This is a genomic window from Neoroseomonas oryzicola, from assembly GCF_012163135.1.
Lineage (GTDB): Bacteria > Pseudomonadota > Alphaproteobacteria > Acetobacterales > Acetobacteraceae > Neoroseomonas > Neoroseomonas oryzicola.
The window spans coordinates 242,106-267,743 of record NZ_JAAVUP010000003.1 but is presented as its reverse complement, the minus strand read 5'-3'; the positions used below and the strand labels follow the sequence as shown (position 1 = coordinate 267,743).

The window sequence follows — 25,638 nt, the reverse complement described above, 5'->3', positions numbered from 1 at the left end:
CCTCAGGCCTCCAGCACGCCCTTGGTCGAGGGCACCGCGCCTGCCGCCCGCGGGTCGGGCTCGACGGCCTCCCGCAGGGCGCGGGCAGCCGCCTTGAAGCAGGCTTCAGCGACATGGTGCGCGTTGGTGCCGGCCTTCAAGGTCATGTGAAGGGTGACGCCGGCGTTGAAGGCGAGGGCGCGGAAGAACTCCTCGAACAGCTCGGTGTCCATCTCGCCCACCTTGTCGCGGGCGAAGGGGACGGACCAGGCGAGGAAGGGGCGGCCGGAGATGTCCACGGCGCATTCGGCCAGCGCCTCGTCCATCGGCAGCAGGGCGGCGCCGTAGCGGCGGATGCCGCGCTTCTCCCCCAGCGCCTTCTTCAGGCACTGGCCGAGCACGATGCCCACATCCTCGGCGGTGTGGTGGAAATCGATGTGCAGGTCGCCCACCGCCGTGATCTCCATGTCGATCATGGAGTGCCGGGCGAGGGCGGTGAGCATGTGGTCGAGGAAGCCGACCCCGGTGGACACCACCGCGCGGCCCGTGCCGTCCAGGTCGATGGCGACCCGGATGTCGGTCTCGGCGGTCTTGCGGGCGATCTCGGCGCGGCGGGGCAGGGCGGGAAAGCCATCCATGGGCGCTTCCTACGCCCGCCGGGGGCGTGCCGGCAACGCCCGGCTATGCTGCGCGTGCGAGACCCGCCCCGGCCACGATCCGCCGCACGGTGTCCGCCACCGCCGGCGCTTCCGCCGCGAAGGCGAGGCCGAGCCGCCCCTCCGCCGCCTGGACCACGCGCACGGGCAGCAGGGCGGTGTCGATCACGATGCGCCCGGTGGTGCCGGCGGGCGGCGCCGCGCCGGCCCATTCCACGGCGGCGCCGCCTTCGGACAGGTCCAGCAGGTTCACCGCCACCGCCCGCCGCCCGTCCAGTTCCAGCATGGCCCCGCGGTCGAGCGGCGTGCGCGCATGGGCGCGCCGGTCCACCTCCTCGGTCGAGGTGCGGACGATGCGGACCAGCAGCCCGCGCAGCTCGGCCACCGCGCCCTGCGCGTCCTCGGCCGCACGGGCCATGGTGCCGGCGGCCTCGGCGCTGTGTTCACTTTCCCCGGCGACGCCGGCGATGCGCGATTCCACCTCCCGCACCGCGGCGGCCGCCCCCGAGACCGCCCGCGCGATCTCCCCCGTCGCGAGCGTCTGCTGTTCCATCGCCCCGGCGATGCCGGCCGCGATGCCGTCCAGCGCCGCGACGGACTGGGCGATGCCCTGCACCGCCTCCACCGCCTCGGAGGTCGCGGCCGTGATCAGGCCGATCTGGCGGGAGATGTCCTCGGTCCGCCGCGCGGTCTGGGTGGCGAGCGACTTCACCTCCCCCGCAACCACGGCGAAGCCCTTGCCGGCCTCCCCGGCCCGCGCCGCCTCGATCGTCGCGTTCAGGGCCAGCAGGTTGGTCTGCCCGGCGATGTCGGCGATCAGCCCCGCCACCTCCCCGATGCGCGCGACCGCGTCCTGCAGGCTCGCGATGGTGCGGGTGCCGTGCTCGACGCCGCCCACCGCCGCGCGCGCGGCGCCCGCAGCCTCGTCCACGCGGGAGGCGATCTCGCGGATCGAGGCCGAGAGCTCATCCGTCGCCGCGGCGACCGTCTGCGTGGCGCCCAGCGCCTCGCGCGCCGCCTCCGCGACCGAGGCGCTCTCGGCCCGGATGCGCCCGGTCGCGGTGCCGACGCCGCCGGCCGCGCCGGTCACCGTCGCCATGCGGGCGGACACGGCGTCGACCGCCCCGCGCGTCTCCTCCTCCACCCGCCGGGCCATGCCGTCGAGCGCGGCGCGGCGCGCCGCCTCGGCGGCCTCGGCATCGGTCGCCTGCCGGGCGCGCAGGCGGGCGTTCTCCTCGCCGGCGGCGCGGAAGACGGCGACCGCGGCGGCCATGTCGCCGACCTCGTCCCGCCGGCCGGTCCCCGGGATCTCGGTGCCGAGGTCGCCGCGCGCCAGCGCCGCCATCGCAGCGGTCAGCCGGGCGATCGGGCGCGTCACCCGCGCCAGCACGATCCATCCCGCCCCCGCCGCGATCGCGAGGGCGAGGACCGCCAGCATCCCGAGGACGGCCGTCGCCCGGCCCAGCATGGCCGCCTCCTCGGCCACCGCCTGGTCGGCGGCGGCGACAAGCGCGTCGGTGGCATCGCTCAGCGCCTCGGTCACCGGGTCGATCGCCTGGTAGAGCCGCTGGCGCACCAGGGCATCGAGGCCCGCGGCATCCCGCGCGGCGGCGATGCGGCGCAGGTCGCGCAGCACCGCCTCCGCGCCGTCCCGCCGGCCCGCGGCGCGGGCCAGCGCCGCCTGGGCGTCCGGCGCCAGGTTCGCCCGTCCCAGCGCGCCCCAGGACCGCTCCACCACCCCGGCCGAGGCGGCGAGCGCCGCCGCGCCTTCCTCCCAGGTGAAGTTCCCGTTCCGCATCTTGTGGGAGGCATCGACCACCGAGACCGCATAGGCGTCCGACAGCGCCTTGAGGTCCTGCAACGGCCCGACCGTCCCGGCGCGCAGCCCGCCCACCACCGCCGCGTCCTGGCGCAGGCTGAACCAGGCGACGCCCGTGGCGGCCGCGTTGGCGAGGACGATGGCGGCCAGAAGGCCGAGCAGCAGCGGGGCGATCCTGAGGCGCATGGCGATCCGTCATCCGTGGCGGGACCCCGGAAAGGACCACGGCCGGGCCTAACGCATCGTAACCCCGACCCCCGTTGAGTCGTTCGCCGGGACTGCCCACATTCGCGGCATCATGAACTCCCCACAACACGATCCCCTCGGGTGGCACGGCACCACCATTCTCTGCGTGCGCAAGGGCGGGCGCGTCGCCATGGCCGGCGACGGCCAGGTCTCGCTCGGCCAGACGGTGGTGAAGGGCAATGCCCGCAAGGTCCGCCGCATCGCCGGCGGCAAGGTGCTGGCCGGCTTCGCGGGCGCGACCGCGGATGCCTTCACCCTCCTCGAACGCCTGGAAGCCAAGCTGGAGCGTTTTCCGGACCAGCTCGAACGCGCCTGCGTCGACCTCGCCAAGGACTGGCGCACCGATCGCTACCTCCGCCGGCTCGAGGCGCTGCTCGCGGTCGCCGACGCGAAGCGCTCGCTGCTCGTCACCGGCCAGGGCGACGTCCTGGATCCGGAGGACGGCGTCATCGGCATCGGTTCGGGCGGCAACTACGCGCTGTCGGCCGCCCGCGCGCTGCTGCCGATCGATGGCATCGACGCGGAGGAGATCTGCCGCCGGTCGATGAAGATCGCCGCGGACATCTGCGTCTACACGAACGGCAACTTCATCCTCGAGAGCCTGGACGCCCAGGCGTGACGTTCGTCGAACGAATCACGCCCAGCGGATCGCGGTCCGCCGCGATCCGGGAGCGCGCTTGCGCGACCGCGCCCAGACCGACATCGATCACCAACACACCAGCGCACGGCGCGAAGGCAAGGCCCGCGGATGCGGGCCGCCCGCCGTCTGAGGGCAACACAAACATCCGGATCGCGGCCCGCCGCGATCCGGGAGCGCAAAGCGCGACCGCGCCCAGACCGACATCGATCACCAACACACCAGCGCACGGCGCGAAGGCAAGGCCCGCGGATGCGGGCCGCCCGCCGCCTGAGGGCTAAACATATGTCCGAAGCGATCAACCTCTCCCCCCGCGAGATCGTCAGCGAGCTCGACCGCCACATCGTCGGCCAACAGGACGCCAAGCGCGCCGTCGCCATCGCGCTGCGCAACCGCTGGCGCCGCCAGCAGCTGCCCGAAGGCCTGCGCGAGGAGGTGGTGCCGAAGAACATCCTGATGATCGGCCCCACCGGCGTCGGCAAGACCGAGATCGCGCGCCGCCTCGCGCGCCTCGCCAACGCCCCCTTCCTCAAGGTCGAGGCGACCAAGTTCACCGAGGTCGGCTATGTCGGCCGCGACGTGGAATCCATCGTGCGCGACCTGGTCGAGGCCGCCATCACCATGGGCCGCGAGCAGGCCCGCCGCGGGGTGCAGGCGAAGGCCGAGCTCGCCGCCGAGGAACGCCTGCTCACCGCACTGGTGGGCGAGGGCGCCTCGGGAGAGACGCGCATGAAGTTCCGCCGCATGCTCCGCGCCGGGGAGATCGAATCCCGCGAGGTCGAAGTGCAGGTGGCCGATGCCGGCGGCGGGATGCCGATCGGCATGATCGACCTGCCCGGCGCCCAGGGCGCCCAGATGCAGAACATGCAGGACATGCTCGGCAAGATGTTCGGCGGCCGCCAGAAGCCGCGGAAGATGTCGGTCGCCGAGGCGCGCATCGCCCTGACGAAGGAGGAGGCCGACAAGCTCCTCGACCAGGATGCGCTGGTGCGCGACGCCGTCTCCAACGCGGAGAACAACGGCATCGTCTTCCTCGACGAGATCGACAAGGTCTGCGCCCGCACCGGCGAGGGCGGCTTCCGCGGCGGCGATGTCTCGCGCGAAGGCGTGCAGCGCGACCTGCTGCCGCTGATCGAGGGCACCACCGTCACGACGAAGCATGGGCCGGTGAAGACGGACCATATCCTCTTCATCGCCTCCGGCGCCTTCCACCTGGCGAAGCCGTCGGACCTCCTGCCCGAACTCCAGGGCCGCCTGCCGATCCGCGTGGAACTGTCGGCGCTGACGCGCGACGACTTCCGTCGCATCCTGACCGAGCCGGAGCACTCGCTGCTCAAGCAGTACACCGCGCTGCTCGGCACCGAGGGCGTATCGATCGACTTCACGGCGGAAGCGGTGGACGCGCTCGCCGACCTCGCCGCCGAGATCAACGCGACGGTGGAGAACATCGGCGCGCGCCGCCTCGCGACCGTGCTCGAGCGCCTGCTCGAGGAAGTCTCCTTCACCGCCTCCGACCGTGGCGGGGAGACGGTGAAGGTGGACCTCGACATGGTGAAGACCCGCGTCGCGCCGCTGGCGGGCAGCGCGGACCTGTCGCGGTTCATTCTCTGAACCTGGATCCGAGAGGGGCGCTGCCCCTCTCGGGCTCACGGGGCCCTTGAAAGCCGGTATCGGGTTCCGAGGGCCTTTCGGCCCTCGGCGGGGAGGCCTGGAGGGCCTGGACCCACTTATACCGAACCCCACTGACCCGACCCTAATCCGCAGACGCTCAGGGAACACCGACGTCCGGCCTCCGAACGTTCCGCATCGCTACTACGAGACGATCCCCACGATCACCGTCCCCCAAGTTGTTAATAAGATATGCCCAATCGGCACCGCCGGCGTATAGCCCAGGACCGCCACCGGGCTGCCCGACCGCTCCTGCACCGCCGCCATTCCCGCCGTCATCGTCTGCGCCCCGGCGAGCCCCCCCAGCAGGAGGATCGGGTTCATCCGCAACACGTAGCGCCCGAAATAGAGCCCAACGATCAGCGGCATCAGCGTCACCAGCGCGCCGCCGAAGAATAGCCCGATCCCGGCCTCGGCCAGCGAAGTCAGGAAGATCGGCCCGGCGTGCAGTCCTGTCATCGCGACGAAGGCGGCGAGGCCGAGCGCTGTCATCAGCGACACCGCCCCATCCGGGATGCGCCCGAACAGCGGGAAGCGCGTCCGCAGGTGACCCACAAGCAGCCCCGCCAGCAGCGTGCCGACGCTCGTGCTCAGCGAGATCCTCATATCGCCGATCGGCACCGTGATCAGCACGCCGGCGAGCCCTCCGAGGAAGATCGCCAGGCCGAGGGTGACGAAATCCGTCGCCGTCGTCGGCGCCACGACCACGCCGATGCGCGACGCTGCCTTGGCGACCACCGGCTCCGGCCCGACGAGCTGAACGAGGTCACCGCGCTGCAGCGTGAGGTGCGGCGCGAACGGCAGGTCCTGATCGCCGCGCCGGACACCCCGGAGGTAGAGGCTGCGGGCGAAGTCGCTCTCGGCGATCTCGTCGAGTCGCCGGCCCGCCAGGTCGCGGCTCGTCAGCAGCACGTCCACCGCGGCGACGGGTACGTCGAGGATATCGCGGTCCTCCACTTCCTCGGCACGCGGCCCCACCAGTTCCACGAGATACTCTCGCCGTCCCGAGACGGCGACGACATCGCCCACCGCGAGGACCAGGTCGGGCCCCGCTTCCAGCAATTCCCCGTTGCGCCGGACGCGTTGGATGAACAGCCGATGCACCGCGTTCCGCGCCTCGAGTGCCGCCACCGCCTGCCCGACGGCCTGCGCGTCCGCCCCGAGCCGATAGGCCCGCACCTCGAATCGGCGATAGGCGGAGACGACGCCGGGAGCCTTGCGTGCGATGCCAAGCTCCTGCTCGAGCCTCGCCGCCTCGGCGGGCAGGTCGATCCCGAGCAGCTTCGGCGCCACGACGCTGACGAAGATGATGAGGCCCGCGGCACCGAAGATGTAGCAGACCGCATCCGCCACGGCGATGTGCGCGACCAGCCGCGCACGCTCGTCGACCGGCAGCGGCAGGGCGTTGATCGCCTCGGTCGCCGTGCCCATGGCTGGGCTTTCCGTCAGCGCTCCGGAAACCAGGCCCGCCGCGAAGCCGGGGTCGAGCCCCAGCGCCTTGGCGACCACGACCGCGGTCAGCAGTCCGGTCACGCAGCAGACGATCGCCAGCAGCACGGGCTTCAGCCCGTCCCTTTTCAGCGCCTGCATGAATTGCGGTCCGACCGAGTAGCCGATGCCGAAGAGAAACAGCAGGAAGAGGAAGGATTTCGCCATGCCCGAGACCGGCACATGCGCGAACTGCCCGACCAGGATGCCGGCAAAGAGCGAGCCGGTGACGGGCCCGAGGCTGAACCCGCCGACCTTCACCCCCCCGATCGCGTATCCGATGGCAATGACCAGGAACAGCGCAAGTTCCGGATACTTCACGAGAAACGCTTCGAACCACGCCATTCCCGGTCTCCCCCGCGCCCAGATTTACTGGGCGAGAACCATCGCAAAGTATCCGAAGACCGTCAGCAGAACGCCGGAGACGGCGTAGCCGACCGGGAAGCCGATCCAGGGCACGTTGGACTGGATCTCCACCGCGGCCTCGCGGCACGGCCCCGAATGGCTGCGCGCGCCGGCCACGCCGCCCATCAGCACCGCCGGGTTCATCCTGAACACGTGGAAGCCGATGGCCCAGACGACGATGGGCGGGATGGTGCAGGCGACGAAGCCGACCAGGAAGATCTTGAGCGCCAGCACGCCGGTCAGCTGCGCGAGCAACGAGTTGCCCGCATTGATGCCGACAATGGCGACGAAGACCACCAGGCCGAGATCCTCGAGCACGTTGCGCGCCGCCGCCGGCGTATTGCCGAAGAAGCGCAGTCGCGAGGCGACGGAGGAGACGAGCACACCCGACACCAGCAGTCCGCCGGCATTGCCGAGACCGACCTTCGCCCCAAAGGCCGGGAACTCGATCTGCCCGATCAGGAAGCCGAGGATCATGCCGAGCGAGAGCGTCAGCAGATCCGTCGCGGTCGAGGGACGCACGACGCGTCCGAAGGCCTCGCCGACCTTGCTGACCGCGGATTTGAGCCCGACGACCGTCACGATGTCCATGCGCTGGAGCTTCGTGTCCTTGCCGATCGGGATCGGCGCGCCGCCGCGCTCCAGGCCCACCACCTGGATCTGGTCGACGCCCGGCAGGGCGCGCCATTGCTCGCGCGTCTGCTTGAGGATGCCGCCGTTGGTGACGAGGATCTCGGCACGGTCGAGCGGCAGGTCGAGCGCGGTCCGGTCGGAGACTTCGGGACCGATCAGCCCCATCTTCTCGGTCATCGCCTCCCGCAGGCCGCCAAGCGCGATGACGTCGCCGAGGCGCAGCGGCTCGTCCAGCGGTGCCCCGATCGGGGCACCGTCGCGCACCAAGTTCACGAAACGGTACTCCGGGTTCTCGCGCAGCATGTCGTGCATGCTCCGCCCGACCCAGGCCTGGTTCTCGAGCCGGTAGGCGCGCAGCCCGCCGGCGGTCCAGCCGGAGAAGGCCGGCGCATCGCCCGAGGCGACACCGTGTTCCTTCTCGTAGGCCTGGGCGGCCGCGCGCGCATCCACGCCCCACCATTTCGGCAGGTACTTGGTGATGAGGATGATGCCGACCGTGCCCCAGATGTAGGTGATGCCGTAGGACAACGCGATCATCGCGCTCACCTGTTCCGGCGTGCTGCCTGGCGGCAGCGCGATGGCGCCGGCGGTGACGGCCTGCTCCGCCGAGCCGATGGCCGCCGACATGGTCTGCGAACCCGCCAGCATCCCGCCCGCGGCACCTGGCGGCAGTTCGAGGAACCGGGCGCCCAGCACCACCAGCGCGAGGCCGATGATGCAGGAGACGAAGGCGAGGAAGGTGAACTTGATGCCGTCCCCGCCAAGGCTGTTGACGAAGGACGGCCCGACCCGCAGCCCGACGCCATACATGAACAGGTAGTAGAAGAGGCTCTTGGTGAAGTTGTTGAGCTCGAGCTTCTCCCCATAGACCGAGGCCCAGACCGAGAGGCCGCAGCCGACGATAATGGCCGCCGCCACCATGCCGAGCCCGTAGCCCGCGACCGACTGCCGCCCCAGCCAGACCGCGAGGCCGACCGTCACGAACAGCAGGATAAACGGGTTCGCCGCGAGGAAGTTGAAGAAGGCTGCCATGTCCGCCTCCCCTCAGCGCCGGCCGCGCGCCGCGACGGCGTCGGGCTTGAGCAGCTTGAGTCCCTTGGTCTTCTCGTAGCCGTGGATCTCCTTCACATCGAGCTTGCGCATGAAGTCGATCGTCTCCTGCGTGATCACCTGGCCGGGCACCATGATCGGGAAGCCCGGCGGATAGGGGATGACGAAGTTGGCCGAGACCATCTCGGGCCCCTCCCTGAGCCGCCGGTCGCATTCGGCGCCGAACAGCGGGACGTATTCGCAGAGCTCGGGGTGGTAGGCGCCGAAGAAGGCGCTGCGCATGTCGCCTTCGGGCGTGTCGCGCCCGGCATCGCCGCGGAAGGCCTCGTGGAAGTGGCTGAAGTTCGGCAGGTCCGGCACGTCCGTCATCAACGACTTCACCCGCGCGGCGAAGGACGCCTGTTCCTCCGGCCCGCCATCGGCCAGGCGCTTCTCGATGCCGTGGCAGATCTCGACGAGCACGCGGATGAGGTGCGCGACGTCGCTGCGCGTGTTGTTGATGTTCGACTGCAGCAGCACCGAGTTGCGCGACGTCTTGTTGAGCTGGATATCGTACTCGTTCGCCAGCAGCCCCTTGAACTGCGTGCCGTCGAAGCCGGCAGTGCCGCAGACCAGCGTCATGCGGGTGGGGTCGAGGTAGAACTCGTCCTCCCGCATCGCCTTCACCGCGTCGGCCCAGCCAGTCCCCGGCCTCGTGTAGTCCTGGAAGCCGGACTGGCGATAGGCAGCCGGGATCATCTCGTCGGCACCGAGGACCCGGAAGTATTTCGAGATCAATGGGTGCGAGTTGACCGCGAGGCGGATCTTCAGCGCGATCTCGATCGCGTTCATCACCAGGCCGTAGCCCTCGAGCTCCATCTGGCGCCGCGCGACGTCGAGGCTCGCGATGAGCTGCTGGTTCGGGCTGGTCGAGGCGTGGGTGAAGACGGCTTCGTGGAACTGCGTCTCGACCGTATGGAAGTCGACATCCTTGACCAGCAGCATGGAGCCCTGGCGGATCGCCGACATCGACTTGTGGGTGGAGTTGGTCTGGTAGACGCGCAGCCGCACCTGCCGCGGATTCGGGATAAGCCGCGTGGCGAGCAGCGCCTCCTCCGACGGCGCGTCGCCAAGGTCCGCGCGCTGCTTCTCATACGCCGCGACCGATGCCGGATCGCGCAGCCAGGCCTCGATGTCGGCGGCCGCGCCCATCGCCGTGCGCGGGCGCAGGAAGGGCGAGAAGCGCGCGAAGCCCGACCAGGCCTCGTCCCACAGGAAGATCAGGTCGGGCTTGATGGCGAGGCATTCCTCCATCACCCGCCGCGTGTTGTACATGTGGCCGTCGAAGGTGCAGTTGGTCAGGTCCAGCATCTTCAGCCGGTCCAGCCTGCCTTCCGCCTTCAGCGCCAGCATCGCCTTCTTGATGGTGGCGAGCGGCACGGCGCCGTACATCGAGTATTCCGTCATCGGATAGGCTTCGACGTAGAGCGGTTGCGCGCCCGTCAGCACCATGCCGTAGTGGTGCGACTTGTGGCAGTTGCGGTCGACGATGACGATGTCGCCCGGCGCGGTCAGCGCCTGCACCGCCATCTTGTTGGAGGTGCTGGTGCCGTTGGTCACGAAGAAGACGTGGTCGGCGCCGAAGGCGCGCGCGGCCATCTCCTGCGCCTTCTTGATGTTACCGGTGGGCTCCAGAAGGCTGTCGAGCCCGCCTGTCGTCGCGCTGCTTTCCGCGAGGAACAGGTTGATGCCGTAGAACTCGCCCATGTCTCGGATCCAGTCGGAATTGAACACCGACTTGCCGCGCGCGATCGGCAGGGCGTGGAAGGTGCCGATCGGCCGCATCGCGTACTTCTTCAGGTTGTCGAAGAAGGGCGTCTCGTAGCGAGCCTGCACGCCTTCCAGAATTGCCAGGTGCTGCTCAAGCAGTTCCTCCACGCCATAGAAGATGCGCCGGAAGCTGTCGGCCTCCGGATCGCCGGCGAGCCGTTCCACCTCCCGGTCCGACAGCAAATAGAGATCGAGCTCGGGGCGGATGCGCTTGATCGCGGAGGCAAGGAAGAGCGCAGTGTCCTCCGGGCTCCCAGGCTCGCCGAAGGGCTCGAGGACCGCACGCAGCGCCGGCGCGTCGTGGCGCGAGCGATAGGAGAAGCCCTCGGCCATCACGACGGCGCCGATCGCCGGGTTCATTGCCGCGGCGCAGAAGGCGTCCTCGAAGGACCCAACGATCACCGCCTCGTAGACGAAGGCATCTTCGGGGCGACGCAGGCGGCGGATCTCTGCGGCGAGGGCGGGCCAGCGCGAAGCCGGCTGAGCGACGACGAATAGCACCTCGAAGTATGGCCGGTGCGTCTCCCGCTCGCCGAGGGCCGGCGGCAGCACGTCGACGACCTCGCCGGCTGGCATCTCGTCATGCAGATCCCATTCGCCGGGGCGTTCGCGATAGGCGCGCGTCAGCAGCGCATTAGAGATCCGCCTGGCCAGGGTAGCGACGCCAGCGGCGTCACCGCCGGCGACCCGCTCATTGAGTGCGGCTAGTAACCGGGCGCCCGGATAGGCGTGGAATTCCTCCAACGGCGCCATTGCCGCGACTGCGGCTTCGACTGCCATCCGATCGCCTTTGCCGCGCGCCCATTCGCCAGCAAGGCTGATGAGCTCACGCCATTTGTCGGCGCGCGCCGCATGGAGGAGCAGGAACTGGTCGATGCGGCCGGTGCTGGTTGTCATGGCGGCGTTCCCCCCGATGGCCCCGCCGGTATTGGCAGGCGAAGCTCGTGTTGAAAGAAAGGCTCCGTCATTGGGCGGGCCGGGATACTGATGCACGTCAAGCGGCGGCGACGGGCGAGGGCATCCAGCGATCTCGCTCTGCCTAGAAGCGCGCAATCAGGCTGGTCTGCAGGCGCTGTTCGATGCCGTGGCCGTACTGGCCGACGCCAGCGGCGGCCGCGCCGCCCTGGATGTCGCGCCGGAAGAAGATGTACTCCACCCCGACATCGAGCCACCCGTTGGTGACGCGCCCGTTGCTCTCGCGGGCGAAGGGACTCCAGATCAGGTTCGCCACCGCCATCTGCATATCGCGGTTCGCCGCGAGCGCCGCCGAGGAGCCCGGCGTGAACTCGGACACGTAGGTCGGATTATCCTGCCGCGCGTAGGCATAGGCGAAAGTGCTGCGCAGCTGGGTCAGCCAGGCCAGGCGATAGCCCACCAGGAAGCCCCAGGCCGGCGTCGCATCCATGCTGAAGGCGGCCGTCGCGCCGGGCAGGCCAAGATTGGTGTAGGCTCCTTGGCCGGAATAGGCGGAATCGAAGTACCGGCCGATGCCCTGACCGTAGTAGGTCATGCCGATCAGCTGGTCGTTGCCGAAGCCCTCCCAGACGTTCCGCAGCGCGAGGTTGGCGTTCAGCGCCACACCCCAGCCCACGGTGCTGTCGGATCCAGCGCCCGCCGCCGCTGTGCCATTGGTGTCGATCTTCAGCTGCCTCACGACGCCGCGCAGCGATGCCTCGCCGAAATCGCCGCGATAGGTCAGCCGCCCCAGCAGGTCGGGTACCTGGTTGATCGCCGGGCTCGCGCCGCCGTCGTAGGTCGAATCCGGATAGAAGACGCCGGCAGCGCTCGTGTAGTCGGTATAGGGCGCCTCGATCGAGACCATGCCGGTCAGGCCTTCGGCCAGGCGCCCGGTCAGCCGGACCTGTGCCTGCCGCACGGCCGAGGCGTTGAGGAAGGTCGCATCCGTCAGCGTCTCGATTAGGCCGTCGTTCCAGACGCTGTTCGCCTGACCGACCAGGACGCGGAAAACGTCGCCGCCAACCTCGACGAAAGCCTGGCGCAACCGCGGCATGTAGCCGGAGGATGTGGCGGCGCCCGAGGCGCTGGGCTGGTCGCCGGCGAAGTCGATCTCGATGCGCGTGAAGACCGGACCCCAGTCCGAGGGCGTCTGCGTCTCGAATCCGATGCGCGAACGGCGCGCACTGAAGTTGAGATCGCCGCCCTGGAGATCCGCCGGGCTGCCGGCGAGCGGGATGCCCTGTACCGAGGGCGCATCGCCGCGGTCGCGCACGTTCAGCGAGCCCCACATGTTCGCCTTGCCGAAGCCGTAGAGGCGGACCGAGGTGTCCGTACCGGGAATGCGCCACGAGTTCGGGAGGCTGCCGCGCAGCGCCGCGTCGACCTCCTCGCGCGTGACGCGTGGCTGCGCGACGTCGGCTTGCGCTTGCGGGGGGGCCGGCGCGGCTGCTGCCGGCGCGGGCACGACGACCGGGGTCACGGGCGGACGCGGCGACGGAGCCGCCGCGGTGCGCGGCGCCGTCGCAGGCGCGCGGGCGGCCGCCGGCGGTGGGCGCTGGACCGTCCGCTGCGCCGCCTCAAGTTCCTCCACCCGGCGCTGGAGCGCGTCGATCCGGCGCAGCAGGTCCTCGGTGCCTTGCGCGAGCGCCGGAGCACTTCCCAGCAGGACGGCGGCGCCAGCCCCTGCCGCGAGCCATCCTTCCGCGAACCGCACCTGCCGCATGCGCTCACTCCCCAGGTTTGTGTTGGTCTTGGATGGCCTCGTCAGAGGCCAATGAGACGACGCGCGCCTTGCGCAGAAGGTCGTGACCGCGGTTCGCCCGACGGCTCACGTTGAATGCCGGCACGACCGAGGCCGCGACGATGCGCGAACCGCGCAGCGCACGCCTCGGCCCCGCGCACCGACCACTGCGCGCCACGGGCGCGCTCACGCGCGGCCTCGCGCGGCCTGGATCATGCCGCGCATCTCGGTTTCCAGTTCGCGCACCACGCGCTGGTAGTCCTGGACCTCCGGGCGCGGCCCATCCCCGCTCAGGCGCTCGAAGGCGAAGAGGCCTTCGCAAGCCAGCCGATAGTCCTCGCAGGCGCTGCGGAAGGAGTGGTCCGCAAGGAACAGACGCCGAATCAGGGCCGCGTCATCGGGGAAGGCCTGAAGGGCCCTCACGAGGTCCGGGGGGGGTGCGGCCGAGTTCGGCATCTTCGCGGTTCCGCAACGTGGAACGAACGATCGCCAGCGCGCCGCGCATCGGGGAGTACGTTACTGTCAACCGGCGCCGAGGCGCGGTCGCGAGGCGGCGGGCGCCGCGCTGACCGACAGCGCGAGCGACTGCAAATCTCTGGTTTGGGGGACCGACCGTCGCTTACGATATGTTGAAGTACGGTAGCGGGGCCTGCCTGCCCGAGGGAGGATAGTCATGAGCGGCCTCGCGCCGGGCGCGGTTCGCTTGGAACTGGAGCGGATCCTGTCGTCGGGGGACTTCGACGCCTCCCCTCGGAACAGGCATTTCCTCCGCTACGTCGTCGAGGAGACGCTCGCCGGCAGGGCCGACCGCATCAAGGCCTATGCCATCGCGACGACGGTTTTCGGTCGCGATGCCGATTTCGATCCGCAACTGGATTCGATCGTCCGCATCGAGGCCGGGCGGCTGCGTCGCGCGCTCGAACGCTTCTACCTCATGGCAGGACCGGGAGAGGGGATCCGGATCACCATCCCGCGCGGTTCATACGTCGCGACCTTCGACGCCGAGCCGCAGCCGGCGGCATCCGCGCCGGTTCCGACAGGCGAGCGCAGCGGTCCGGCCATCCTCGTCCGCCCCTTCGACGAGGAAGGCGACCAGTCGGCCTATCCCAATTTCACGCGCGGCTTCGCACGCCAGATCATCGTCGGCCTGACCCGCTACACGGAACTCTTCGTCTTCGGGGCGGATACCGCGCTGGCGGGCAATGCCGCAGGCGGGACGCTCGACGCCGACTATCTGCTGACCGGCGGGACGAGCCTCAGCGCGGACCGGTGCCACGTGGACGTCCTGTTGACCGAGGCGCGGACGGGGCGCTGCGTCTGGGGCGAGAGCTTCACGCACCGCCTCGATCCGGCCGAGATCATCGAGGTGCGCGACAAGGTGGCGTCCGCCGTCGTGCGCCACCTCGCCCAACCCTACGGGGCTCTCTACGCCCTCAAGGCACGCGAGGTGGAGGGCAAGGCGAGCAGCAGCCTGACGGCCTATGACTGCGTCATTCGCTTCTACCAGTATTGGCGGACCTTCGACCGTGCGATGTTCGGCGAACTCCGACGCGACCTCGAGCGCGTGACGCAGCGCGAGCCGGGCTTCGCGGACGCATTCGCCTGTCTGTCGCTGCTCCTGACCGATGGATTCCGGTACGGATATGCATCCGCCAACGAGCGCGACGATTGCCTCGCACGCGCACTCGTCCTTGCGCGCCGCGCTGTCGATCTGGCGCCGCTGTCGAGCCGATGCCACCACGCCCTGGGAATGGCGCATTGGTTCATGGGTGACGTCGCGAGTGCATTGCCCGCCTTTGAGGTCGGGCTCGACCTGAATCCGAACGACACGGACATCATGGCCGAACTCGGCATGCGCTGCGCGATCCTCGCCGACTGGGACAGGGCCGTGCCGCTGCTGGAAGCGTCCTACGAACGGAACCCGGCACAGCCCTCGGGCTACCGCGTGGGGCTCGCGATCTGGCACCTCTGGCACGGCCGCCTGGCGCAGGCGCTGTCGGAGGCCCGCAGGGTCGATGCGCCAGGCGTGGTCTACGGGCACGTCACCGTAGCCGTCGCGGCCATCGGACTTGGCCTTGCGGAGGAGGCTGCCAGCGCGCTCGACGCCCTGGACCGCGTCGACCCGAGCTACATGTCGCGCGCGGCGGGTGACCTGACACGGCGCCACGTCCATCCACGGCTGGTGCAGATCGTGATGGACGGCCTGGCGAAGGCGGCGGCGGTGCGGACCCTCCCCGCCATCGCGCCGGGGTGACGGGGCGGGGGCGCACGTCACTGTAACTTACGCACCTTCTCCTTTGCGCCGGACAATCCGGCGAACCGCAGTGTCATTATTGTGATTGATATTGCGCAGCCGATGCGCCGCCCTTCAACGGGTATGGCGGAAGGAAAGGCGGAGCCGACATGACCATCGATGGATCCAACCTGAGCGTCCAGGCGATCTGGGACACCATAGCGCAGTCGAAGAAGCGTGCCGAAGAGCAGCGTCGCACCGCCGAGGCTGCGGCGCAGGCAGAGCGCGACGCAATCCGCGAGTCATTCAAGGAACGCCAGGTGCAGCCCGAGGCGATGGATCGGATCGCCGCCGTGGTGCGCCGGGCCATCGAGAACGGCGAGAAGCGTGCCCTGGTCCTGCAGTTTCCCTCGGAATGGCTGCCGGACTCCGGGCGCGGCATCACCACCCACGACAGCAACTGGCACGAGAAGCTCGAGGGCTTTCCGAAGCGCGCCTACGACTTCTACGTGAAGGAACTGCAGCCCCGGGGCTTCCAGCTGCAGGTCGAGATCGTCGACTGGCCGGGCGGCATGCCGGGAGACTGCGGATGGTTCCTGACCTGGAAGCATCCCGAGGAAGGCTGAGGCAACCGGCAGCAGCAAAGCGCCCGAAGGAGGCCGCGATGTCCAAGAAGGACAAGAAGACCAAGAAGGACAGGGGTGGCCACGATCCCGCGCAGGTCGACCCGCAGTCCCGCAAGGGCGGCGCGGCGGATCGGGCGGCCTCTCCGTTCAAGCCGGACGGGAAGCTGTCGCGCAAGGCATACGAGAAGGCGCTGTTCGACCTGCATGTCGAGCTGGTGAAGGTGCAGATGTGGGCGCAGGAGACCGGCGCGCGCGTCTGCATCGTCTTCGAGGGCCGCGACGGCGCCGGCAAGGGCGGCACCATCAAGGCGATTACCGAGCGCGTCAGCCCGCGAGTCTTTCGCGTCGTCGCCCTTCCCGCGCCGACCGAGCGCGAGAAGTCGCAGATGTACATCCAGCGCTACATCCAGCACTTCCCGGCGGCGGGGGAGATCGTGATCTTCGATCGATCCTGGTACAACCGCGCCGGCGTCGAGCGCGTGATGGGCTTCGCCAACGACGAGCAGGTCCACTACTTCCTGAACATGGTGCCCGCCGTCGAGAAGGCGATCGTCGATTCCGGCATCATCCTTCTTAAATACTGGCTCGAAGTCAGCATGGAGGAGCAGACGCGCCGACTCGAGGCGCGCATCGACGATGGGCGGAAGCTGTGGAAGCTCTCGCCGATGGACCTCAAGTCCTACAGCCGCTGGTACGACTATTCCCGTGCCCGCGACGACATTTTCAAGGCGACGGATTCGTCCTGGGCGCCCTGGTACGTCGTGCATTCGGACGACAAGAAGCGCGCGCGGCTGAACATCATCCGCCACTTCCTGCACCACATCCCCTACGAGGCGCCGAAGCGCGAGAAGGTGGAGCTGCCGAAGCGCCAGAAGCCAGGCGACTACGTCGAGCCGGATTACCCCTGGAAGGTCGTCGCGGACACGGTGGGCGCGCCGCCAAGCGGCGGCTGATCCGGCACGCGGCGGACGGCCCGCCATGCAGGATCTCGACGCGCTGCTCGCGCTGGCGGTGAGGGTCTCCCTCATCGGCTTCATGGTTGGGTCCCTACTCGACATGGGCCTCGAGCTGCGCGTGCGCGATGCGCTGGCCTGCCTCGGAAACCGCCGGTTCCTGGCGCGCGCGGTGGCGTTCGGCTTCGTGGTGGGGCCTGCACTCGCCTGGGCGATCGGCCGCGTCTTGCGGCTCGACCCATCCTATGCCGCGGGCCTCACGCTCGTCGGACTGACGCCCTGCGCGCCCTTCCTGCCCGCCCTGGTTCGGCACGCCAAGGGAGACATGCGCTACGCGGCGGCGATGATGCTCGTCGCGGCGGTCGGGACGGTGCTCGTGCTGCCCGTGGTGGGGCCGCTGGTTGCCGAAGGCCTGACGATCGATGCCTGGACCGTCGCCAGGCCCATCCTGGTCCTGGTGCTGCTGCCCCTCCTCGTGGGGATGGCGGTGTTCGGCGCGGCCCCGCCGGTCGCCGCGGCGCTGCATCCCTGGGCCAGGGCGGTCGGCGGCCTCGCGGCGGTCGCGCTGCTGGTCCTCTGCGTGATCGTCTACGGCCGCAGCATGGCCGGGACCTTCGGGGAACGGGTGGTCGTGGCCGAGGTCCTGTTCCTCGGCGCTCTCACCCTCATGGCCTACCGCTCCGGCGGTGGGCTCGCGCAAGGTGAACGCAGTGTGCTCGGGCTTGGCATGTGCACGCGCAACCTGGGTGCGGCGCTGGCGCCGCTGCTCGCGATGGAGGCGCCCGACGAACGGGCAGTGGTGGCCGTCGTCTTGGCGCTGCCGGTGCAGCTGGTGTGCGCCGTCGTCGCCGCCGCCATCTTCGCGCGGGCCGCCAAATCCAGTCCGGTGGCCGAAGGTTGACGGCACGTCGTTCTGGCCGCTGTGCATCGCCGACATGGACGTGACGCGGCGTCGAAGGCGGCATCCTGCAACAATTGGAGCACGAGCTCTCTATCAAAGCCCATTGTGGAGATGCTCGAGGGTCGCGTTTCCGGCCTGTTGTTAGGATCTCATGAGACCTGTGCGCGGAAGTGCGGCGGAAGGCGATCTGAGGCTCCGAGCCCGCGCATGTGACAATGTGGTCCGGCGTGCTGTGCGGTGGGCGGTCTGTCGAGCGCGCGCGTGCAGACGCGCCCTGCCTCATGCCGGAGCGTCACGCAGGAGGGAGACCGTGCGGCGGAGGTTGTAGGCCATGGCGGCGAGGCGGACCTGCAGCCCGGCCTTGGCCAGGCCGAGCCATCGCATCCGACGCAGGCTGTAGCTGCGCTTCCAGGTGCCGAACACCTTCTCGATGCGGCAGCGGACCCGCCGCACACGGGCGTTGTGGGCCCGCAGCCGCGCCAGCGCGGCCGGCCCGCCCCAGGTGCCGGTCCCGATCACGGCGGGGACGCCGCCCTTGGCCTTGATCGCGTTGGCGGAGCGCGTGCCGCCGAAGGCACTGTCGCCGTACACCTCGCCCGGATCGTCGGGCAGCACCGCCGCGAGTTCGGCTGCGTCATGGACATTCGCCGTCGTGACCTCGACGCCGCGGACCAGCCCGGCGCCCTCGTCAGTGGCGACGTGCGCCTTGTAGCCGTGGGTGGGCTTGCGGCGGCGGTGCCCGGCCCAGCGCGCCTCGGCGCGGCGAACAGCGCCTCGGCGAGGCCACGCTCGGCGAGCGCACCGCGGAAGCGGCACAGCGTGGTCTCGTCCGGCGTGCCGTCGTCCAGGCCGAAGCCGCAAAAGCGGCGGAACGACAGCCGGTCGGCCAGCGCTTCCTCGAGGCCCGGATCGGAAAGCCGGTACCACTGCGCCAGCAGCAGCGCGCGGAACAGCGCCAGCGGCGGGTAGCCGGGCCGCCCCGTCGGCGCCCGGAGCGGGGCGAGCAGGCGCTCCATCGGCGTCCAGTCGATCAGGCCGGCGATGCGCTCCAGCCGGCGATTGGAACCGGCACCCGCCGGCAACAGCGCCTCCGCCAGGCTCCCCTGTCCGATCCGCCGCTGACCCATCACCGCCTCGCCACCGTTGCCGATCCACCGAGCGAATCAACGACAGCCGCCATCAGCAAGGCGTTTCGCAGGGATCTCCTAGGGTCAACAATGACGGATAATTAATGAAAAAATCGAATATATACAGAGAGATTTTTCAAGGAACAAAAGTATTGTTTTCTTTCTTATTGAATTTATTTACTTCGATTAAAATATAATTCACGCCGAATATTCATTTGAATGTTCGGCATCGCGCCGGATCCCAGCCGGCCAGCGATTTGCAATCCCAACAATCAGGAACCATCATGACCGAAGGGAAACCCTCCCCTCGCCAGCGCACGCTCGGCGAGTTGCTCGACGCTGCGCGCGGGCTTCACGAGATCGAGCCTGCGATCGCCCAACTGCGCGGAGTGGCCGAGATGAGCAGGAACGACCTGACCGCCCTCCAGGGCGACGAGGTCGTCGACGCCGCCGCTGCCCTGTCGTCCCTGGAGTGCCTCAACGAGGTGCTCCAGGCGACGCTGCAGGAGCTGACCGAGGCGCATGAGCGCCTCCAAGGCTTCGGGCGCCTCGTGCTGCGTGATCTCGGATCGACGGGCGCGGCCTTGTTCCGGGCCGTGCCGCCTGCCTCGGAGGCGAAGAACTGACATCGGGCCCCGCCGGAGACATCCGGCGGGGCCTTTATCGTGGGTGGTGTCGTTGGCGGGCTGATGGATGTTTTCGATCCACGCTGCGGCGCCAGCATTTTCCTGGCCTTGGGCGTTGCCGACGTCGCGTTCGACGATTTTCGGCGGCAGGATCCGCGTGCTGTTTCGTGTAGGCCATCCGCCACTACCGGCCCCTGCTGCCGAATGCCGGAAGCGACTGGCTGTTCCCCTCCAAGGCGCATCTCGACCAGCCGCGCCACAAGGGGGGCCTCGGCAATGCGATCAGCCTGGCCATCCATCGCAGCGTCGGCGTCAGGATGTCGACGCACCAGTTCCGGGCGCTCGCCGGCGCGTTCATCCTCGGCGCCAATCCGCACGCGATCGAGGATCTGCGCCTCGTCCTCGGTCACACGACCTTCGATACCTCGATGCGGTTCTACGCCTCCTGGGCGCCGAAGGGGGCGATCGCCCGTCTCACCGAGGTCCTCACCACGGAGCGCCGGCGCACCCGGTTCATCGCCGATGCGGGATTTGCCAAACGCAACCGCGGCGTGATGCCGCCACTGGCGCCGCTGCCGCCGGGTGTGGCCGGCCGCAAGCGGGGGCGCCGCCAGTGACGCGGGCGCGCGTCTGGTCCCTCGGGCTGGCGGACTGGCCCGCGGAGGACCGCGCGGCATGGGAAGGCGCGTTCTCTGCCGCTGACAGCCCGTTCGACGAGAATGGCGCCTCTCTCGAACTCGGTGACTTCGCCCGGCGCAAGATCCGCGAGGCCTATGGCGTGTGGCTCCACTACCTCCGGCGCCGCGGCGAGCTCGATCCGCTGGCCTCGCCGGCTGCCCGTGCGACCCGGGCCCGGCTCGACAGCTGGATCGCCGACCAGCGGGGGCGTGGCAATCGCGGCACCACCATCCACGGCCGCCTGCGCGACCTGCAGCGCTGCCTCGCCCTGATCGATCCCGCTGCCGATGTCGGGTTCATCCTCCAACCCGGCGGGCGCTCCCTGCGCCGCTTGCTGAAGCCGAAGCCGCGCTGGTGCGAGGTCCGCGACTCTCGCGAACTCCTGGCCCGCGCCCTCGATCTGTTCCGGGCAGGCTGCGAGGGACGGGGCTACGCCCGGGGTCGGGTTGCGGTGCGCGATGCCGCGCTGCTCGGGCTGCTCGCCGCCCACGGCCCTCGCATCCGCTCCGTCAGCGCCATGGAGATCGGCGAGAACATCGTCCGGACCGAGGCTGGATACCGTCTGCACTTCGGCGAGAAGGACACCAAGACCAAGGTGTTCATGAGCTACGACATGCATCCCGAGCTGGTTCCCGTGTTCGATCGCTATCTTTCGGACGTCCGTCCCAGCCTCCCGGGCAGCGCGTTCAGCGCCGCCGTTTGGATCGGCACCAGGGGCAGGGCGTTGTCGGCGCTTGATCTCGGCAAGGTCGTCCGCCGGCGGACCAAGGCCTGGTTCGGGCGCGAGGAGGGGCCGCACTGGTTTCGCAAGTGCCTGCGCACCACGGCCTCCATGATCTCCCCGGAACTGGCGCTCGACGCCGGGGCTGCCCTCGGGCACGACCCGCAGGTCTCCATCGACCACTACCTGAAGTCCCGCGGCACTGAGGCGCTGCGCCGCCATGGCGTCCGCATCGCTGGCCTGCGCAAGGAGACCTGGTCGCTTGCCGCCTCGCACTATGGCTGGCGGGGCCGCGCGAAGGGCGCGGCCCGGCAAACCCGCCGGAAGGCGCCATGACCGTGCGCTGCCTGATCTACGCGCGGTTCTCGAGCGACCTGCAGAGCGCCGCCTCCATCGAGGACCAGTTCCGGATCTGCCACGAGCGCGCCGCACGCGAGGGCTGGACCATCGTCGGCCAGTTCTCGGACGCCGCCATCTCCGGGGCCACGTTGCTCCGGCCGGGTTACCAGGGCCTGCTGGAGGCCATCCGCACCGGCAAGGCCGACATCGTCCTCGCCGAAAGCCTCGACCGGTTCTCCCGCGACCTCGAGCACGTCGCGGCGTTCCACAAGCAGGCGACGTTCTGCCAGGTGCGCATTGTCACCCTCGCCGAGGGCGAGATCTCCGAGCTCCATGTCGGTCTCAAGGGCACCATGGGCGCCCTCTACCTCAAGGACCTCGCCGCCAAGACCCATCGCGGGCAGGTGGGCAGGGTCCGCAAGGGCTTTGCGTTCGGCGCCCCGCCCTACGGCTATCGCAAGGTCCGCCGGTTCGACGACCAGGGCGAGCCGGTGCGAGGCCTCCGGGAGATCGACCCGGCCGAGGCTGCCGTGGTCCGCCGCATCTTTGGCGACTACGTCGCCGGCCCCAGCCCCCGCACCATCGCAGCGGCGCTGAATGCCGAGGGCATCCCCGGCCCGGCGGGAACGCCCTGGTACGACACCGGCATCCGCGGCCGCGCCCAGCGCGGCGACGGCATCCTGCGCAATCCGATCTACGCCGGCCGGCTGCGCTGGAACCGCAGCCACCAGCCACGCGATCCGCTGACCGGGCGCCACGTCCGCCGCAAGCGTCCTCCCGAGGAGGTGGTCGAGGCGGATGTGCCCGGGCTGCGCATCATCGACGACACGCTCTGGGAGCGTGCCCAGGCGCGTCTGTCCCAGGAGGTCGCCCGGGAAAGCGACGGGGCCATTCCCGCGTTCTGGGAACGCCGGCGGCCGAAGCACCTCGTGACCGGCAAGGTGGTGTGCGGCACCTGCGGGGGCACCTTCGCCGCCCTGGGGAGGGACTACCTCGGCTGCCAGCGCGCCCGGCGCGGCAAGGGCTGCTCCAACACCCGCCGGGTCCGGCGACCAAAGCTCGAGGCGATGATCATGGAGGCGCTGGGCTCCCGGCTCATGCGCCCCGACCTCGTCGCCGCGTTCTGCCGAGCGTTCGTCGAGGCGTGGAACGGGGCCCAGGCGGAGGCCTCGGCCGCGACCGCGGCGCACAGGCTCGAATTGCAAGCAATCCAGAGAAAGCTGGACAACCTCGTCGAGGCCATCGCCGAGGGCGTGCGGGCGCCCGGCGTGCAGCGGAAGCTGGAGGAACTGGAGTCCCGTCGCGGGCAGTTGCTGGCGGCGCTGAAGGACCAGCCGGCCCCGGCACCCGCGTTGCATCCCAATCTCGCCGAGGTCTACGCCGATCGGGTCGCCGTGCTACGGACCGCGATCGAAGGGCGAGAGGACCCAGAGGTGTTGGAGGCCGCCCGCGCCCTCATCGACAAGGTCATCGTCAGCCCCGGACAAGGGCCGGACGACCCACCCGAGATTGAACTGGTGGGTCAACTCGTCGAGCTGCTCCGCGCCGGCGGCGTTAATCTGACCCAGGAGGACACCACCGTCGGCGGCGTCCTCAACGCTCTGTCCACCGGTTCGGCAAAGGCGGACTCAGGGGGCAGCGCCCCTCCAGTCAGCCTCAGCCAAGCCGGCAGCGCACGCTGTACCCGGCGACCGCCGGAAAATCATTGTCCCCCACCGTCGTCACGCTGAGCGTCCCCGCCGCGCCGCCGTAGCTGTACGCGCAGAAGCCGAAGCCGGTGCCGGAGCAGTCCTCGACCTCCGGGACGCCGCGGCGGACCAGGTCGCTCACGCGGCTGTCGTTGCCGTCGCGCGCCTGCGGCGGCACCGGCGTCCAGCCGCTGCGCTGCAGGATCGCGCGCGCCTCGTTGATCGGGCGGCCGTAGACGTTGGGCACCACGGCACGGCCGCCGCAGACGCGTTCCTCGGCGGCGAGCGGCCGGACGGCGATGCCGCCATCGGCGCCGACCTGCAGGTCAGCGACCGGCTGGCCGAGGAAATCCCCGCTCCAGATCCGCAGCGCGTCGCCGCCGAAGGCGCTGACGCTGCCGATCGCGTCGCCGCCGCCCGGCGCATAGACGATGGCGACGAGATCCGTGCCGCGGAAGATCGCGACATTGCCGTCGAGCATGCGGCAGGTGCCGCTGGTCCCCGGCTCCGCGCCACGCACGAAGGAGACGGCCTGGTAGGGGCCGAAGGCGGCTTCGCGCGTCACCGCCCAGCCGGCGGCGATGACCTGGCCGCCGGCGGGCGTGCGCGCGGTGGCGAAGAGGTGCCGGCAGAAGTCGGGCCGCTCCCCGACCGGGGAGCGCGGCAGTCGCTGCGCCGCGACGATGCGCAGCGCCGCGACCTCGGAGCGCAGCCCGACGCCGCCCGAGGCCATGGTGGTGGCAGCCGGGCCCTGCGCGATGGCGGGGGCGGCGAGAAGCACCGGCGCGAGCAGCGCGGCGAGGCGGCGGAGGCATTTCGTCATCGGTTCACCGAAGATCATGGGGCGCGGGGATGGGCAAGCCACGGTCCCGCGAGAAGGCGCCGCCATGGTCGGGGACGCGGGCAGGGCGGGCGACGAAGCGCTTCACGCGCCATGGCGGCGCCACATCCGGCTGATCTCGTGGGGCCTGCGCGCGGGGCCGTGCCCATGGCAGGATGACCGCGTGACAGGAACCGCCATGACGCCCGACGCCGCCTGGTCCGCCCTCGATGCCCTCGCCCGCCGCCCCGGGGCGGCGGCGATCCGCCCGCTGTTCGACGCCGATCCGGGGCGCTTCGCGCGCATGTCCCGCCGCGCGGGGGATGTGCTGGTGGACCTGTCGCGCACGGCGATCTCGCCGGGCGTGATGGACGCGCTGCTGGACCTGGCGCGCGCGACGGATGTCGTGGGCTTCCGCGACCGCATGGCGGCGGGCGCGCCGGTCAATGCGACGGAGCGCCGCGCGGCCCTGCACATGGCGCTGCGCGGGGCCGTGAGCACGCCCTTCCGCGCCGGGGAGGAGGATGCGGCGGCGGAGGTGCAGGCGACGCTCGCGGCAATGCACGGCTTCGTGGGGCGCGTGCATGACGGGACGCTGAAGGGCGCGACCGGGCAGCGCTTCACCGATGTGCTGAACATCGGCATCGGCGGGTCGGACCTCGGGCCCGCCATGGCGGCGCGGGCGCTGTGGACGCCCGCCTGCCCGATGCGGGCGCATTACCTCGCGAATGTCGACGCCCATGCCTGGCAGGAGGTCCGCGCGCGGCTCGACCCCGCGCGCACGCTGGTGCTGGTCGCGTCCAAGACCTTCACCACCCAGGAGACGATGGCCAATGCCGCGCTGGTGCGCGCCTGGCTGGTCGAGGCACTGGGCGAGGGCGGGGCGGGGGCGCATCTCGCGGCACTTTCGACCAACCTGGCCGCGACGGCCGCCTTCGGCATCGCGCCCGACCGCGTCTTCGGCTTCCGCGACTGGGTGGGCGGGCGGTTTTCCATGTGGAGCGCGATCGGGCTGTCGCTGGCGCTCGCGCTGGGCTGGCCCGCCTTCGAGCGGCTGCTCGCCGGCGCGCGGACGATGGATGCGCATTTCCTCGCGGCGCCGCTCGCGGACAACCTGCCGGTGCTGATGGCCCTGGCCGAGGTCTGGCATGTGAATGGGCTGCGCTACCCGACGCGCGCGGTGCTGCCCTACGACGAACGTCTCGCGCGGCTCCCGGCGCATCTGCAGCAGCTCGAGATGGAGAGCCTCGGCAAGCGCGTCGGGCTGGATGGCGGCGCGCTCGCGCGGGCCTCGGGGCCCGTGGTGTTCGGGGAACCCGGAACCAACGCGCAGCATTCCTTCATGCAGCTGATCCACCAGGGCACGACGCCGGTGCCGGCGGATATCATCCTGGTCGCGAACCCCGACCATCCCTTCGCCGACAGCCATCGCAAGCTGCTCGCCAACGGGCTGGCGCAGGCCGAGGCGCTGCTGCGCGGGAAGGACGCCGCGGCGGTGGAGGCCGAGATGCGCGCCGCCGGGCGCAGCGAGGCGGAGATCGCGCGGCTGAAGCCCCACCGGGTCTTCCCCGGCGACCGGCCGAGCACGCTGGTCCTGCTGCCGCGGCTCGATGCCTTCACGCTGGGGCAGCTCGTCGCGCTGTACGAGCACAAGGTGGCGAGCCTCGGCGCGCTGTGGGGGATCAATCCCTTCGACCAATGGGGCGTGGAGCTGGGGAAGGTTCTGGCGGGGCACATCCTGCCGGCGCTGGAAGGCCAGGACGCGCCGCAGGATGCGGCGACGGCGCCGATGATCGCGGAGATCCGGCGGCTGCAGGGGGGGTGAGGGACACGAGGGG

General features: G+C 70.2%; 20 protein-coding genes and 1 pseudogene. 11 read left to right on the top strand and 10 right to left on the bottom strand.

All coding sequences use genetic code 11. The annotated features are described in order from the left end of the window. Positions 1-2 precede the first annotated feature (2 nt). Complete coding sequence (hisB, locus tag GWK15_RS12795; protein ID WP_168041719.1) at positions 3-617, bottom strand: imidazoleglycerol-phosphate dehydratase HisB; 615 nt, start codon at positions 615-617, stop codon at positions 3-5. A 43-nt stretch (positions 618-660) separates the two neighbouring features. Continuing rightward, a complete protein-coding gene (locus tag GWK15_RS12790) occupies positions 661-2,640 on the bottom strand; it encodes a methyl-accepting chemotaxis protein (RefSeq protein WP_168041718.1) in 1,980 nt (659 codons plus the stop codon). A gap of 112 nt (positions 2,641-2,752) precedes the next feature. On the opposite strand from GWK15_RS12790, the gene hslV reads away from it, so the two are divergent. Together hslV and hslU are read left to right on the top strand one after the other, a co-directional pair. Then, positions 2,753-3,319: an ATP-dependent protease subunit HslV gene (gene hslV / locus GWK15_RS12785; protein WP_168041717.1), complete on the top strand. Its 567-nt coding sequence runs from the start codon at positions 2,753-2,755 to the stop codon at positions 3,317-3,319. A gap of 303 nt (positions 3,320-3,622) precedes the next feature. Continuing rightward, complete coding sequence (gene hslU, locus GWK15_RS12780) at positions 3,623-4,948, top strand: ATP-dependent protease ATPase subunit HslU (protein ID WP_168041716.1); 1,326 nt, start codon at positions 3,623-3,625, stop codon at positions 4,946-4,948. 201 nt (positions 4,949-5,149) lie between these two features. On the opposite strand, the gene aspT is transcribed toward hslU, so the two are convergent. The 5 genes from aspT to GWK15_RS12755 form a co-directional block, all read right to left on the bottom strand. Further along, entirely contained in the window at positions 5,150-6,838 is a 1,689-nt protein-coding gene (gene aspT / locus GWK15_RS12775; protein WP_168041715.1) for an aspartate-alanine antiporter, read from the bottom strand. A gap of 24 nt (positions 6,839-6,862) precedes the next feature. Next, positions 6,863-8,563, bottom strand: coding sequence for an aspartate:alanine exchanger family transporter (locus tag GWK15_RS12770; RefSeq protein ID WP_168041714.1), 1,701 nt, complete (start codon positions 8,561-8,563; stop codon positions 6,863-6,865). Positions 8,564-8,575: 12 nt separating this feature from the next. Then, positions 8,576-11,287: an aminotransferase class I/II-fold pyridoxal phosphate-dependent enzyme gene (locus tag GWK15_RS12765; RefSeq protein WP_168041713.1), complete on the bottom strand. Its 2,712-nt coding sequence runs from the start codon at positions 11,285-11,287 to the stop codon at positions 8,576-8,578. Positions 11,288-11,429: 142 nt separating this feature from the next. Continuing rightward, positions 11,430-13,070 carry a porin gene (locus GWK15_RS12760; RefSeq protein ID WP_168041712.1) on the bottom strand — a complete coding sequence of 547 codons (1,641 nt, stop codon included), beginning with the start codon at positions 13,068-13,070 and terminating at the stop codon, positions 11,430-11,432. 204 nt (positions 13,071-13,274) lie between these two features. Continuing rightward, a complete protein-coding gene (locus GWK15_RS12755; RefSeq protein ID WP_168041711.1) occupies positions 13,275-13,511 on the bottom strand; it encodes a hypothetical protein in 237 nt (78 codons plus the stop codon). 250 nt (positions 13,512-13,761) lie between these two features. On the opposite strand from GWK15_RS12755, the gene GWK15_RS12750 reads away from it, so the two are divergent. The 4 genes from GWK15_RS12750 (at position 13,762) to GWK15_RS12735 (ending at position 17,801) form a co-directional block, all read left to right on the top strand. Next, complete coding sequence (locus GWK15_RS12750; protein ID WP_168041710.1) at positions 13,762-15,342, top strand: tetratricopeptide repeat protein; 1,581 nt, start codon at positions 13,762-13,764, stop codon at positions 15,340-15,342. Positions 15,343-15,491: 149 nt separating this feature from the next. Next, positions 15,492-15,947, top strand: coding sequence for a hypothetical protein (locus tag GWK15_RS12745; RefSeq protein WP_168041709.1), 456 nt, complete (start codon positions 15,492-15,494; stop codon positions 15,945-15,947). Positions 15,948-15,985: 38 nt separating this feature from the next. Next, the gene (gene ppk2, locus GWK15_RS12740; protein ID WP_168041708.1) at positions 15,986-16,900 is read left to right on the top strand and encodes a polyphosphate kinase 2; all 915 of its coding nucleotides are present in this window, start codon (positions 15,986-15,988) and stop codon (positions 16,898-16,900) included. 25 nt (positions 16,901-16,925) lie between these two features. Further along, positions 16,926-17,801, top strand: coding sequence for a hypothetical protein (locus GWK15_RS12735; RefSeq protein WP_168041707.1), 876 nt, complete (start codon positions 16,926-16,928; stop codon positions 17,799-17,801). Positions 17,802-18,080: 279 nt separating this feature from the next. Here the strand turns inward: GWK15_RS12735 and GWK15_RS25665 are convergent, their stop codons facing one another. Further along, positions 18,081-18,617, bottom strand: a complete 537-nt coding sequence (locus GWK15_RS25665) for a transposase (protein WP_209442178.1) — start codon at positions 18,615-18,617, stop codon at positions 18,081-18,083. A 5-nt stretch (positions 18,618-18,622) separates the two neighbouring features. Next, a pseudogene (locus tag GWK15_RS26680) lies at positions 18,623-18,817 on the bottom strand (transposase); the annotation flags it as partial. A gap of 395 nt (positions 18,818-19,212) precedes the next feature. Between GWK15_RS26680 and GWK15_RS12725 the strand changes: the two are divergent. The 4 genes from GWK15_RS12725 (at position 19,213) to GWK15_RS12710 (ending at position 23,022) form a co-directional block, all read left to right on the top strand. Then, the gene (locus GWK15_RS12725) at positions 19,213-19,554 is read left to right on the top strand and encodes a penicillin acylase family protein (RefSeq protein WP_168041706.1); all 342 of its coding nucleotides are present in this window, start codon (positions 19,213-19,215) and stop codon (positions 19,552-19,554) included. Positions 19,555-19,871: 317 nt separating this feature from the next. Then, positions 19,872-20,171 carry a hypothetical protein gene (locus tag GWK15_RS12720; protein WP_168041705.1) on the top strand — a complete coding sequence of 100 codons (300 nt, stop codon included), beginning with the start codon at positions 19,872-19,874 and terminating at the stop codon, positions 20,169-20,171. Next, positions 20,168-21,289, top strand: coding sequence for a hypothetical protein (locus GWK15_RS12715; RefSeq protein ID WP_168041704.1), 1,122 nt, complete (start codon positions 20,168-20,170; stop codon positions 21,287-21,289). Before GWK15_RS12720 ends, GWK15_RS12715 begins: the two co-directional genes overlap by 4 nt. Next, positions 21,286-23,022, top strand: coding sequence for a recombinase family protein (locus GWK15_RS12710; protein ID WP_168041703.1), 1,737 nt, complete (start codon positions 21,286-21,288; stop codon positions 23,020-23,022). Before GWK15_RS12715 ends, GWK15_RS12710 begins: the two co-directional genes overlap by 4 nt. Here the strand turns inward: GWK15_RS12710 and GWK15_RS12705 are convergent. Continuing rightward, entirely contained in the window at positions 22,949-23,821 is an 873-nt protein-coding gene (locus tag GWK15_RS12705) for a hypothetical protein (RefSeq protein WP_168041702.1), read from the bottom strand. The two genes, GWK15_RS12710 and GWK15_RS12705, sit on opposite strands and share 74 nt — an antisense overlap. 163 nt (positions 23,822-23,984) lie before the next feature. On the opposite strand from GWK15_RS12705, the gene pgi reads away from it, so the two are divergent. Next, complete coding sequence (gene pgi / locus GWK15_RS12700) at positions 23,985-25,625, top strand: glucose-6-phosphate isomerase (protein ID WP_338147244.1); 1,641 nt, start codon at positions 23,985-23,987, stop codon at positions 25,623-25,625. Positions 25,626-25,638 lie beyond the last annotated feature (13 nt).